This window comes from Bacillus sp. FAU20 (assembly GCF_056033865.1).
This window is the reverse complement of record NZ_JBVYHY010000003.1, coordinates 853,595-867,494: the sequence shown is the minus strand read 5'-3', so window position 1 is coordinate 867,494 and position 13,900 is coordinate 853,595. Positions and strand designations below refer to the sequence as shown.

Genomic DNA, 13,900 nt, shown 5'->3' with positions numbered 1-13,900 from the left:
GGATAGTATATCACAATATTCTACCTCTAGTATTGCCTAAAATTAAGTAAGCTATAAAGCGTAGAAGATATATTTTTACCTAACAAAAAAGCGGGAATATTCCCGCTTCTTTGACTATCGACGTAAGCCAAGCTTTGTGATTAATTCACGGTAACGTGTGATATCGCTATTACGAAGGTAAGTTAGTAAGTTACGACGTTTACCAACCATCTTTAATAGACCACGACGTGAATGATGATCTTTCTTGTGAGTACGTAAGTGCTCGTTTAGAGTGTTAATTTGCTCCGTTAGGACAGCAATTTGAACCTCTGGAGAACCAGTATCAGTCTCATGAGTTCTAAATTGTGCAATGATTTCATTTTTACGTTCTTGTGTTAAAGCCATCCTATTTCACCTCCTATTAATTAAACCCCCAATTACCTAGCAAGCGTCGGTGAGTCGCAATGCCAAGCAATGGTTGTCATAAAGTACATAACATAGAATACTACTTTTCATTTGAAAAAGCAAGTATATTCTTTTCGCTCATAAAATATTCTTGTGCTGTCTTCTTATCTTTTGCGATTTGTTCAACTAACTCATCAATACCGTTGAATTTCTTTTCTGCTCTTATACGCATATGCCACTCTACTGTAACATTTTGATCGTATATATCTTTGTTAAATTCAAATAAGTGCACTTCAATTGATAATTGACGCTCATCTTCTTTAAAAGTCGGTTTATATCCAATATTACATACACCATCGTACCATTCATCGTGAACTTTTAATCTCACTGCATAAACACCTACAGGTGGCAATAAATACTCATCACTTAAACCTACATTAGCTGTTGGGAAACCAATTTGACGCCCACGTTTGTCGCCGTGTATAACTGTTCCCGCTACAGTATAGGCTCTACCTAAAATAGATGGAATTTGCTCCATTTCGCCATTTCGAATTAACTTTCGTAATGCTGTAGAACTTACTTTCTCTTCTTGAAATTCAACTTTTTCAATCACAGTCTGTGTAAACTCCCCTCTTGCATGAAATGGTAAAGTCTCCATCTTTCCTTTTCCTAAACGTCCATATGAATAATCAAACCCTGCTACTACATGCTTTACATTTAAACCAATAATATAATCATCTACAAATTGTTGCGGTAATAACCCTGCAAATGATTCATCAAATTTAATCACATATAATATATCGATTCCTAAGCTTTCGACTATTTTTTCTTTATCGCGCATTGGTGTAATATACTCCACATGCGCATCCTTTTTCCCTAAAACAACAGATGGATGAGGATGAAATGTCATAACTGCACTTTTATATCCTCGTTCGTCCGCTATTTTTTTCGCAGTTCGAATTACACATTGATGTCCTAAATGAATGCCATCAAAAAATCCTAATGCCATTACAGTAGGTGGTAATTCTAATTTATTTTGTTCATGTGGATGAGTTAAATGAATAAGTTTCACGCTTGAATTCACCTTTTTCTGTAATAATCCTTCCAATAATTCATTATAGCTTTAGTTCTTGATTATTCACAAGTACTTTCATCGGCTTTAACATGCCAGGATGTTTCGGATGATGTTCATAAATTGCTAAGCAACGATCATTTTTATCAAACACTGTAATAAACGGTGCTGTTATTTCTAATTCATTCTTTAAGAACATACCATTCTTTATTTTCTCTGCTTGCTTTTCATCTACAACCATTTTTGGAAACTTGCTTAATGCTTCATCAATTGAAATGAAGATAGACTCTACTGTTTCATTTTGCACGTTTTCTTCAATTTCTTCAAATGATATGCAATCTTCTAATAAAAATTCACCAGATGCCGTTCTTACAAGGTGAGACATATGTGATGGGAAACCAAGTTTCTCCCCTATCATTACAGCTAACGTTCTTACATATGTTCCTTTACTACACGTTACACGGAAACGGAATGAAATATTTTCTCCTTCAAAAACTTCACGATCATCAAGTAATACGAATTCATGAATTGTAATTGTACGAACTGGACGTTCTACCTCTTGTCCTGCTCTTGCATATTCGTATAATTTTTTCCCGTTTACTTTTACAGCCGAGAACATTGGTGGCATTTGTTCAATCGTGCCTGTTAATTCCGCAAGGACTTTCTCTACTTCCTTACGAGTAATAGTACGATCTACATTTTTCGTTTCAACAACCTCACCAGAAGCATCTTCGGTTGTCGTTGAAAACCCTAATGTTACTTCACCTTCATATGTTTTCGTTTCACTTGTTAAAAATTGTGCAATTTTCGTTGCTCTTCCAACGCAAATTGGTAATACTCCTGTTACATCAGGGTCTAATGTTCCCGTATGACCAATTCTCTTTTCTCGCAATATCTTTCTTAATTTAAATACACAATCATGTGATGTCATGCCTTTTGGCTTATGTAATAATACTACACCTTCCATATATGTTCACCTCATCATAATTCTCTCGTAGTAAATATCCAAAACTTATTTTGCATTGAAAAAATGGATAGACAAATGTCTATCCATTATTCTTCACGTTTACCGTCTTTATTAATTTCATGTAAAAGTGTATCAATTCGATGACCATATCCGATAGACTCATCAAACTCAAAGGTAATTTCTGGTGTTTTACGAAGACGAATACGTTGGCCAATTTCTGAACGAATAAAGCCTTTTGCCTTCGCTAAACCTTTTAAAGTATTTTCTTTCTGTTCTTCATCTCCTAAAACAGAAATATATACTTTAGCAATTTGTAAATCACCACTCACTTGTACATCAGTTACTGTAACAAATCCAATACGTGGGTCTTTAATTTTACGACTGATAATGTCGCCTAATTCTTTTTTCATTTGCTCGCCCACACGGTTCGCACGTAATTTCATAACTCTTCACCTCATTCAATACCATTCCAAATGTGTTATTGTACGTTCAATTTCAGGAAATGAATCGATGTACTCAAGTACACGATTCATTTCTTTCTCACAGATAACACGATTTGAGGATACGGAAACAATTGCAATTTCTGTACGTTGCCATACATCTTGGTGCCCAACTTCAGAAACAGCTACATTATAGCGCTGTTTTACACGAGTTAACACACGTTGTAAAATTGCACGTTTCTCTTTTAAAGAATGCACATCGTAAATCATACACTCGAATGAGAGTGAAGCGATAATCATCGCTTCACTTCTTCCATAATGTACGCTTCAATGATGTCCCCTTCTTTAAGATCATTATATCTCTCAATTGTAATACCACACTCATAGTTTTGTGCAACTTCTTTTACGTCGTCTTTGAAACGTTTTAACGTATCAAGTTGTCCTTCGAAAATTACTACGCCGTCACGGATAATACGTACGCCACTATCACGCGTAATTTTACCGTCTGTTACGTAACAACCTGCGATTGTTCCAACTTTTGTTACTTTAAACGTTTGACGAACTTCTGCTTGACCGATTACTTTTTCTTCGAATTCTGGATCAAGCATACCTTGCATAGCTGCTTCAATCTCTTCGATTACTTTATAAATAATACGGTGTAAACGAATATCAACGTTCTCTAATTCAGCTGTACGCTTCGCGTTCACATCTGGACGTACGTTAAATCCAATTACAATTGCATTAGATGCAGAAGCTAAAATGATATCAGATTCTGTAATCGCACCTACACCAGTGTGAATGATTTTAACTTTTACGCCTTCAACATCAATTTTACGAAGTGATGCTGCCATCGCTTCAACAGAACCTTGTACGTCTGCTTTTACGATTAAGTTAATTTCTTTTACATCGCCCTCTTGGATTTGTTGGAATAAATCTTCAAGGCTTAATTTAGATTTCTCACCACGTTGTGCAACTAACGCTTCTTGTGCACGTGATTCACCAATTTGACGAGCTTTCTTCTCATCAGCAAATGCCATGAAACGATCTCCAGCCTGTGGTACTTCGTTTAAACCAGTAATTTCAACAGGAGTTGATGGACCAGCAACTTTTACACGACGACCAATATCACTTACCATTGCACGAACACGTCCGAATGAAGTTCCAACAACGATTGGATCTCCAACTCGAAGCGTACCATTTTGAACAAGTAATGTCGCGATAGTTCCTTTACCTTTATCAAGCTGTGCTTCGATTACTGTACCAGTTGCATAGCGGTTTGGATTTGCTTTATATTCTTCTACTTCACTTACAAGAAGGATCATTTCTAGTAAGTTGTCAATGCCTTCGCCTTGAATTGCAGAAATTGGTACGAAAATAGTATCTCCGCCCCAAGCTTCTGGAACTAATTCATATTCAGTTAGTTCTTGCATTACGCGATCAGGGTTTGCAGCTGGTTTATCCATTTTATTCACAGCAACAATAATTGGTACTCCTGCTGCCTTCGCATGGTTAATTGCTTCAACCGTTTGTGGCATAACACCGTCATCCGCTGCAACAACAAGGATTGTAATATCCGTTACTTGTGCCCCACGAGCACGCATCGTTGTAAATGCTGCGTGACCAGGTGTATCTAAGAATGTAATCTTCTTATCGTTTACTTCAACTTGATATGCACCGATATGCTGAGTAATTCCACCCGCTTCGCCTGCAGTTACTTTTGAGTTACGAATAGAATCCAGTAATGTTGTTTTACCATGGTCAACGTGTCCCATGATTGTAACTACAGCTGGACGTTCTTTTAAGTTCTCTTCATCATCTTGCTCATCAATGAATGTTTCAAACTCAGTCTCGCTTACAATTACTTCTTCTTCTACTTCAATACCGTAGTCGTTAGCAATTAACTCAATTGTATCTTTATCCAAGTCTTGGTTAATTGTTGCCATAATTCCAAGCATGAAGAGCTTCTTAATAATTTCAGATGGCTCTTTGCTTAATTTTTTAGCAAGATCTCCTACTGTAAGGCTTCCAGAGAAAGTAATTTTATCTGGTGTTTCTACAATTTGAGTTTGTTGTCTACCAGCAAAGTTCTCTTGACGTTTGTCTTCGTTTCCTTTGCCTTTTTTCTTTTTCTTATTGCTGTTCTTTTTACTGCGAACAACTTTTTCTTCTACTTCAAACTCATCTGCAACAGAAGGTTTTTCAGTTTGATATTCATTATCTAATTTATTTACTACTTCATCGTCTAACATTGTCATATGATTCGAAACCTCGATATTCATTTCTTTTAGTTTTGTCATAAGATCTTTACTTGAGATATTATGTTTTTTTGCATATTCATGCACTCGAATTTTACTCATACCTTCACCCCCGGTAATTTGTATCGAGCATGCTACGCAGCTTTTTCGCAAAGCCTACATCTAACACAGCTACAACGACTCGCTCATCTCTCCCAATCGCATGCCCTAATTGTTGTCGATTTTCGACCTTTCTCATTGGTACGTTGTAGTACGTAGTTTTATCTGTGATGCGTTTTGTAGTATTTACTGACGCATCTTCAGATAGCAATACAAGTTTTGCTTTGCCACTTCGTACTTCTTTTAAAACGAGTTCTTCACCCGAAATAATTTTCCGAGCCCGGTTTGCTAGTCCTAAAAACGATTTCCAATCGGACACTTATTTCGACTCCTTCTCAACAAGCTCAAGAAGCTCTTCATATAAAGAACCGTCGATTTTCGCTTTTAGATGATGTTCCAAAACATTTTTCTTTTGAGCTTGAAGAATGCTCTCCTTGTCCTTCGACAAGTAAGCACCTCGTCCTGATTTTTTCCCAGTTAAATCAATGGACACTTCTCCCTCTTTGGAACGAACAATGCGAACGAGCTCTCGTTTTGATTTCATTTCTTGCGTTGCAACACATTTTCGTAACGGAACTTTTCGATTGCTCATACTCATCACCTCTATTCGATTTCGTCTTCCACTGAATCGAATCCAAATGCGATTACGCTATCTTCTTCTGTTACAATACCAAGTTGTTTCGCATCAGACTCACTCTTAATATCAATTTTCCAGCCTGTTAATTTAGCTGCAAGACGTGCATTTTGTCCACGCTTACCGATAGCTAATGATAATTGGTGGTCTGGAACAACTACTGTTGTCGCTTTTTCTTCTTCATCTACAAGTACTTTAACAACTTGTGATGGGCTTAATGCATTTGCAACATATTCAACTGGATCATTTGACCAGCGGACGATGTCAATTTTTTCACCTTTTAATTCGTCTACAATGCGTTGTACACGTTGCCCTTTTGGTCCTACACAAGAACCAACTGGATCAACATCAGTGTTCTCTGCATATACAGAGATCTTAGAGCGATCGCCAGCTTCACGTGCTACAGAACGAATTTCTACAGTTCCATCATAGATTTCAGGAACTTCCATTTCGAATAAACGTTTTAAAAGACCAGGATGTGTACGTGATACGTAAATTTGTGGTCCTTTTGTCGTTTTTTCTACTTTCGTAATGAATACGCGAATACGATCATGTGGTTTGTATTGCTCATTAGGCATTTGCTCACTTACAGGTAATAAAGCTTCTACTTTCCCTAAGCTTACATAGATGAAACGAGCATCTTGACGTTGTACAATACCTACCATAATATCTTCTTCACGGTCACTAAACTCAGAGTAAATAACACCGCGCTCTGCTTCACGCACTCGTTGTGTGACAACTTGTTTTGCAGTTTGTGCTGCAATACGACCAAAGTCTTTTGGTGTTACTTCAATTTCTAGTACGTCACCATCTTGGTAGTTTGGATTAATTTGTCTTGCTTCCTCTACAGAAATTTCAAGACGTGGATCAAACACATTGTCTACTACGTCTTTACGTGCTAAAACTTGAATTGTTCCCACTTCTGGGTTAAAGCTCACACGAACGTTTTGTGCTTGATTAAAATTGCGCTTATAAGCAGAGATTAAAGCTGCTTCAATCGCATCAATAATAATGTCTTTGCTAATGCCTTTTTCAGATTCTAATACGAGCAAAGCATCTAATAACTCAGTGCTCATGAAGATCCCCCTTCTAACTAAAACGTAACAGCAAGTCGCGCATTTGCGACTTTATCCATCGAAATTTGGATTTCTTTTTTACGTGTTTTAATTGTTAATAATAATGTTATTGTTGTACCATCGTAAGAAAGCAGTTTTCCTTCAAACATCTTTTCACCATCAATCGGCTCATATGTTTTAATTGCCACTTGTTTTCCTACCGCTTGCTGGAAGTCTTTTTCTTTCTTTAATGGGCGTTCCGCTCCAGGAGATGATACATCCAAAAAGTAAAGATGAGGAATTGGATCCTCTTTATCTAAAGCTTCGCTTAAACGTTCACTTACCGCACCGCATTCTTCAATGTCGACTCCCTTTTCAGAATCGATAAATACGCGTAAGAACCAGTCTTGTCCTTCTTTCACATACTCTACATCTACAAGTTCAAGATTTAACTCTTCAACGATCGGCTGCGCAAATGCTTCTACAACTTCTGTGACTTTCTTATCCATAAACAGCCTCCTTCCTGCCGTCATGTACCATTTAAAAGAAGAAGACCCCGCCACTTTAAAAACGGTCTATCTTATTCTTTCTCGTTAGCTAACAAAAGCCCCTGCTGTTCAGCAGGGATTATCTGTCTTAGTATTACCAAATTTAAGAAGTAAAACTTGTAACAAAATATGTATATACGACAGAAATCTTTTACCTATCTACGTAGAGAAAACATAGATAGTAACACGAAAGAGTGGGTTTCCCCACTCTTTTCTTTACACAATATACATGACATGGTTATCTCGGTTAATAGTATATCATAGGAAATGTTGATTTGCAAAGACTTTTCCTACCTACTAGAACAGTGATAACTGGTTTTGATCCGGTAAATCTCCTAAACAACCTTGACTATCTAAATACTCAATAATTGTTTTCGAAACCTTACTACGCTGCTGCAAGTCCTCTTTTGATAAGAAGTCTCCATTTTTGCGTGCTTCTACAATACTTAAAGCTGCGTTTGTACCAAGACCAGGTACCGCATTAAATGGAGGGATTAATGAGTCTCCATCAATAATAAAGTCTGTTGCATGCGAACGATACAAATCAACCTTTTGGAATGAGTATCCACGCTCACACATTTCAAGTGTCATTTCTAATACCGTTAATAAACTCTTCTCTTTCGGCGCTGCATCTAAACCTTTTTGCGCAATTTCATCAATTCTTGCACGTATAGATGCTGAACCTTTCGCCATTGCTTCTACGTCAAAGTCATCTGCTCGAACTGTAAAATATGCCGCATAGAATAACAGTGCAAAATGTACTTTAAAGTATGCGATACGTACAGCCATAAGCACGTAAGCAGCCGCATGGGCTTTAGGGAACATATACTTGATTTTCTTACATGAATCAATATACCAACCTGGTACATTATTACTTTTCATGTCGTCTTCCCATTCTTCCGGTACACCTTTACCTTTACGTACCGACTCCATGATTTTGAAGGCTAATGATGGATCTAGACCTTGATAGATTAAATATACCATGATGTCATCACGACAACCGATAACTTCGCTCAGCGTACATGTACCGTTATAAATTAACTCGTTTGCATTACCAAGCCATACGTCCGTACCATGTGATAGTCCAGAAATTTGGACTAACTCTGAGAATGTCGTTGGTTTTGTCTCTTCTAACATCTGTCTTACGAATTTCGTACCGAATTCTGGTATACCAAGTGTACCTGTTTTACAGTTAATTTGTTCTTCCGTTACGCCTAGCGATTCTGGACCTGAGAAAATTTTCATTACTTCTGGATCATCCGTTGGGATTGTTTTCGGATCAATACCACTTAAATCTTGTAACATACGAATAACGGTCGGATCATCGTGTCCGAGTATATCAAGTTTCAATAAATTATCATGAATCGAGTGGAAATCAAAATGCGTTGTTCTCCATTCAGCACCAATTGAATCTGCTGGATACTGTATTGGTGAGAAATCAAAGATATCCATGTAATCTGGCACAACGATAATACCGCCTGGATGCTGTCCAGTTGTACGTTTTACACCGGTACATCCTGCTACTAAGCGATCAATCTCTGCATTTCGAATCGTTAAGTTATGATCATTTGCATAACCTTTTACATATCCGTAAGCAGTTTTTTCCGCAACTGTACCAATCGTTCCTGCACGATATACATAGTCTTCACCGAACAGTACTTTCGTATAGTTATGGGCACGTGGTTGGTACTCCCCGGAGAAGTTCAAATCGATATCGGGTACCTTATCTCCTTTAAATCCAAGGAACGTTTCGAACGGAATGTCATGTCCATCTTTTACATACGGAATATTACAAGCAGGACATTCTTTATCTGGTAAGTCAAAACCAGAACCTACAGAACCATCATTAAAGAATTCTGATTGCTTACACTTCGGACATACATAGTGTGGTGGTAATGGGTTTACTTCTGTAATTTCCATCATCGTTGCAACAAATGATGACCCTACCGATCCACGCGAACCTACTAGATATCCGTCTACTAACGATTTTTTCACAAGCTTATGTGAAATTAAATAAATTACGGCGAATCCATGCCCAATAATACTTTTTAATTCTTTTTCTAAACGTGCTTCTACAATTTCCGGTAGCTCTTCACCATAAATGCTACGCGCCATTTTATAACTCATATCACGCGTTTCATCATCAGCACCTTCAATTTTCGGTGTGTATAGATCGTCTTTTACTGGATGCACATCACCAATTAATGACGCAATCTTTTGTGTATTTGTTACAACAACTTCTTTCGCTTTGTCTTCACCTAAGAATGAAAAACATTCTAACATTTCATCAGTTGTACGGAAATGTACTGGCGGTAATGAATGTCGATTTAACGGATTGGCTCCGCCCTGCGAACTGACTAAAATTTTACGATACATTGCATCCTCAGGGTCTAAATAATGCACGTTTCCTGTAGCAACAACTGGTTTATCTAACGTCTCACCTAGTTTTACTAAGTTAGAAATGATTGTTTTTAATTGACCTTCGTCTCGAACAAGCTCACGTTCTACTAAATGACGTAACACCTCTGGAGGCATTACTTCAATGTAGTCATAGAACTGGGCAATTTCTTCTACCTCTTCAGGTGCCTTTTGCATCATTGCCTCGAACACTTCACCTTTATCACAAGCCGTTCCTACTAAAATTCCTTCACGGTATTTTTTTAATAGTGACCTCGGCACACGTGGTACACGGTAAAAGTAATTAAGGTGAGAATATGAAACAAGTTTATATAAATTTTTCAATCCAACATCTGATGTGGCAAGTAACGTCATATGACTTGGACGGCCACGCTTATACGCATCCCCTTGTCCCATGCTATCATTTAATTGATCGTGATATTCAAATCCCTTTTCAATTACGTCTTTCAACATTTTCACAAGTAAATATCCCGTCGCTTCTGTATCATAAATCGCACGGTGATGTTGTGTTAATTCAATATCAAGTTTTTTACACATCGTATTTAATCGATGATTTTTCATTTCTGGGAATAAGAATCGTGCAAGTTCTAACGTATCAATAACGGGGTTATTCGTTTTTTCTAACCCAGCCTTTTTAAAACCTACGTTAATAAAGCCCATATCGAAGCTCGCGTTATGGGCAACAAGTGTATGATCGCCCATCCATTCCTCAAACTTTTTAAACACTTCGTCCACTTCAGGTGCATCAGTTAACATATCATCTGTAATACCTGTCAATTCAATAATCGTCGCTGATAATGGTTGATGTGGATTTGCGAAAGATTCAAAGCGATCAATAATTTCGCCACCCTTTACTTTTACGGCAGCCAACTCAATGACTGTATCGTATACAGCTGATAAACCTGTCGTCTCAACGTCGAAAACAACATACGTTTCCTCTGCAAGTAAACGATGCGCTTCATTATACGCTATCGGTACACCATCATTAACTAGATTTGCTTCTACACCATATATAACTTTAACTCCAGCCTTTTTCCCCGCAGAATACGCCTCTGGGAAAGACTGAGCCACGGCATGGTCTGTCACCGCAATAGCCTCATGTCCCCATTTACCAGCTTGAGCAACAAGCTTAGAAACTGGAGTGACAGCGTCCATTTGACTCATCGGAGTATGGAGATGCAGCTCTACTCGTTTTTCGCCTTCTGGCGCTTTATCTTTACGAGACGGTCCTGTTATTTCATTAATATCATTTGCAATCATTACTAAATCTCGAACAAATGTATCGTTTTGAACAGAACCACGCGCTTTCACCCACATTCCTTTTTTCAAGGATTGCAGCATTGGAATATCTTCTTTGTCACGCGAGAACATTTTGATCATAATAGAATCCGTATAATCCGTTATTTTTAAAGTTAATAACGTACGTCCACTACGAAGCTCTTTTGTTTCTACATGGAAGACATATCCTTGAACCGTTTTTCTTCTTTCTTCATCTTGAATTTCTCGCATTGGTGTAATCTCTTCATCTGGCTTAATAAGATACCCGAGTGTAATCGGTCCTTCATACACAACGCTGCTTTCTTCAGCTTGCTTCTTCGCCATTTCTTCCATAGCTTGTATAACACGCTCGCGGTCTTCTTGCTGCGTTTGTTCACGAAACTTTTGCATTTCTTCTGTATTTTGCTGTATATGTGTGTCTAACTGAAAACGCGGGAATCCAAAAACTTCGTATTGATCCCCTACTGGTTTCGCAACGTTTTTCTTTAAAGCAGTAGACTCCAGCTCGTTATTCACATTTATTAGCAACTTCACTCCATTCACCTGTGGAAGCTGCTTCTTTAAGTATGCGAACATAGGTGAAAATGTAATTCGTTCCGTACAAAGCGGCCAATACGCCCTCACTTCTTCTTCTGTAAATTGTTTATTCTCTGTTTCTAATGCAAATGTTGTTCTTGCAATATGAGAAAATGATTGCTTAAGCTTTGTTTCTAGCAATTCATATAATTCTGTAGGCAAAATACGTGGCACTTGTAAATCAAAATGCCAACTTTTATTCGCTTTATCAATAACGAGCCTTTCAATACCACCGCCTTGTAAATATTGATTTATAAGGTCGTCTGGTATTTGCAACTGCTGGAGCAAAATTTGAAATCGCTCTTGTTGTTCATTTGTTAAAGACATAAGCACTCTCCTTCCATTTGCTATTATAAATTGAAACGTACCACAAAGAAAGATTTCTCACTTCTTCTTTTACAAAATACGTTTACAAAGAAAGAGAAGGTACCCCATTACGAGGTACCTCTTCTTATTTTAAAATATTTGCAATATATGTTTGAAGTTCTTCTACTTTTACTTCTTCAGACTCACCTGTAGCACGTACTTTCACTTCTACAATACCTTCGTCTGCTTTTTTACCGACTGTAACACGAACTGGAAGACCGAATAAATCTGCATCTGCAAATTTAACACCTGCACGTTCTGCACGATCGTCTAATAACACTTCATAGCCTTGTTCTTGTAATGAGTTGTAGATATTTTCACCCATTTCACGTTGTGCATCAGATTTCATATTTACTGGAATTACATGCACATGGAACGGTGCTACAGCTTTTGGCCAAACTAAGCCGTTCTCATCGTTAAACTGCTCTGCAATTGCTGCAACTGTACGAGATACACCGATACCGTAACAACCCATAATAAGTGGTTGTGTTTTTCCGTTTTCATCTAGGAATGTTGCGTTCATTGCTTCACTATAACGAGTTCCTAATTTGAATACATGACCAACTTCAATTCCGCGTGCGAAAAGAATTGTTCCGTTTCCATCTGGAGATTGGTCTCCTTCTTGAATGAAGCGTAAATCTGTATATTGATTTACTTTAAAGTCACGTTCTGGATTTACATTTACATAATGGAATCCTTCTTCATTCGCTCCTGAACATCCGTTAACAATTGATGCTACAGCATGATCAGCAATAATTTCGATATCACCTGTTACATTAATCGGTCCTAATGAACCAACTTCACAATTTAATAATGCTTTTACTTCTTCATGAGAAGCAAGCTCAACAACTGAAGCGCCGTATACATTTTTCACTTTCACATCGTTTACTTCGTGATCACCACGAACAAGTACAACTACTAATTTCTCATCTACTTTAAATACCATAGACTTAATGCACTTGTCAGCTGCAATGTTTAAGAATGCAGCTACTTCTTCAATTGCTTTTTGGTCTGGTGTTGCTACTTTTTTAAGTGCTTTTTCGGCTTCGTCACTCTTCGTATACGTAGCTACAACAGGAGCCATTTCGATGTTTGCTGCATAATCAGATGTGTCAGAGTATGCAATTGTATCTTCACCAACTTCAGATAATACCATAAATTCATGTGTATCTTTTCCGCCCATTGCTCCAGAATCAGCAATAACTGCACGGAAATTCAAGCCACAGCGAGCAAAAATGTTAGAGTATGCTTTATATAAGCGATCGTATACTTCATCTAAGCTCTCTTGTGTAGCATGGAAAGAGTATGCATCTTTCATTAGAAACTCTCTTCCACGTAATAAGCCGAAACGAGGTCTTTGCTCATCACGGAATTTTGTTTGAATTTGGTATAATGTTAACGGTAATTTTTTATATGATTTCACTTCATCACGCACAAGGTCCGTAATTACTTCCTCATGTGTCGCTCCTAATGCGAATTCACGAGCGTTACGATCTTTCATACGCATTAATTCAGATCCGTAAGAATACCAGCGACCTGATTCTTGCCATAATTCTGCAGCTTGCATAGCTGGCATTAATAATTCTACAGCTCCTGCGCGCTCCATTTCTTCTCGAACGATACGTTCTACTTTGTGTAATACTTTTAATCCAAATGGTAGAAAGCTATAAATACCAGAAGCATTTTGACGCATAAAACCTGCACGAAGTAATAGCTGATGACTCTTAATTTCAGCATCAGCTGGAACTTCACGTAATGTAGGACTGAATACCATACTTTGTTTCATTTATTTGCACCTCTTCATTTTA

The 13,900-nt window shown here is 37.7% G+C and carries 12 protein-coding genes; all 12 read right to left on the bottom strand.

The genetic code is table 11. The features are described from left to right. Nucleotides 1-114 precede the first annotated feature (114 nt). The 12 genes from rpsO to AC0OM3_RS04910 all read right to left on the bottom strand — a co-directional run bounded on the left by rpsO (nt 115) and on the right by AC0OM3_RS04910 (nt 13,878). A complete protein-coding gene (gene rpsO, locus AC0OM3_RS04965; RefSeq protein ID WP_001229392.1) occupies nt 115-384 on the bottom strand; it encodes a 30S ribosomal protein S15 in 270 nt (89 codons plus the stop codon). 100 nt (nt 385-484) lie between these two features. Continuing rightward, a complete protein-coding gene (ribF, locus tag AC0OM3_RS04960; protein WP_000766706.1) occupies nt 485-1,456 on the bottom strand; it encodes a bifunctional riboflavin kinase/FAD synthetase in 972 nt (323 codons plus the stop codon). Nucleotides 1,457-1,499: 43 nt separating this feature from the next. Beyond that, a complete protein-coding gene (truB, locus tag AC0OM3_RS04955) occupies nt 1,500-2,423 on the bottom strand; it encodes a tRNA pseudouridine(55) synthase TruB (RefSeq protein WP_474211130.1) in 924 nt (307 codons plus the stop codon). Between the two features lie 86 nt (nt 2,424-2,509). Then, a complete protein-coding gene (gene rbfA / locus AC0OM3_RS04950) occupies nt 2,510-2,866 on the bottom strand; it encodes a 30S ribosome-binding factor RbfA (RefSeq protein ID WP_000776437.1) in 357 nt (118 codons plus the stop codon). A 15-nt stretch (nt 2,867-2,881) separates the two neighbouring features. Further along, nucleotides 2,882-3,163, bottom strand: coding sequence for a DUF503 domain-containing protein (locus AC0OM3_RS04945; protein ID WP_000582363.1), 282 nt, complete (start codon nt 3,161-3,163; stop codon nt 2,882-2,884). Beyond that, on the bottom strand, nt 3,160-5,220 hold the full coding sequence (infB, locus tag AC0OM3_RS04940) for a translation initiation factor IF-2 (protein WP_000036343.1): 2,061 nt from the start codon (nt 5,218-5,220) through the stop codon (nt 3,160-3,162). The genes AC0OM3_RS04945 and infB overlap by 4 nt, the downstream gene beginning before the upstream one ends. 4 nt (nt 5,221-5,224) lie before the next feature. Further along, complete coding sequence (locus AC0OM3_RS04935) at nt 5,225-5,536, bottom strand: YlxQ family RNA-binding protein (RefSeq protein ID WP_001286524.1); 312 nt, start codon at nt 5,534-5,536, stop codon at nt 5,225-5,227. Continuing rightward, on the bottom strand, nt 5,537-5,809 hold the full coding sequence (gene rnpM / locus AC0OM3_RS04930; protein ID WP_000071127.1) for an RNase P modulator RnpM: 273 nt from the start codon (nt 5,807-5,809) through the stop codon (nt 5,537-5,539). It abuts the gene before it with no gap. Between the two features lie 11 nt (nt 5,810-5,820). Further along, nucleotides 5,821-6,927, bottom strand: coding sequence for a transcription termination factor NusA (gene nusA, locus AC0OM3_RS04925; RefSeq protein WP_000102604.1), 1,107 nt, complete (start codon nt 6,925-6,927; stop codon nt 5,821-5,823). Nucleotides 6,928-6,944: 17 nt separating this feature from the next. Then, a complete protein-coding gene (gene rimP, locus AC0OM3_RS04920) occupies nt 6,945-7,415 on the bottom strand; it encodes a ribosome maturation factor RimP (protein WP_000359096.1) in 471 nt (156 codons plus the stop codon). Between the two features lie 336 nt (nt 7,416-7,751). After that, nucleotides 7,752-12,053, bottom strand: a complete 4,302-nt coding sequence (locus AC0OM3_RS04915; RefSeq protein ID WP_000060003.1) for a PolC-type DNA polymerase III — start codon at nt 12,051-12,053, stop codon at nt 7,752-7,754. A 124-nt stretch (nt 12,054-12,177) separates the two neighbouring features. After that, the gene (locus tag AC0OM3_RS04910) at nt 12,178-13,878 is read right to left on the bottom strand and encodes a proline--tRNA ligase (protein ID WP_046946444.1); all 1,701 of its coding nucleotides are present in this window, start codon (nt 13,876-13,878) and stop codon (nt 12,178-12,180) included. Between the last annotated feature and the right edge of the window lie 22 nt (nt 13,879-13,900).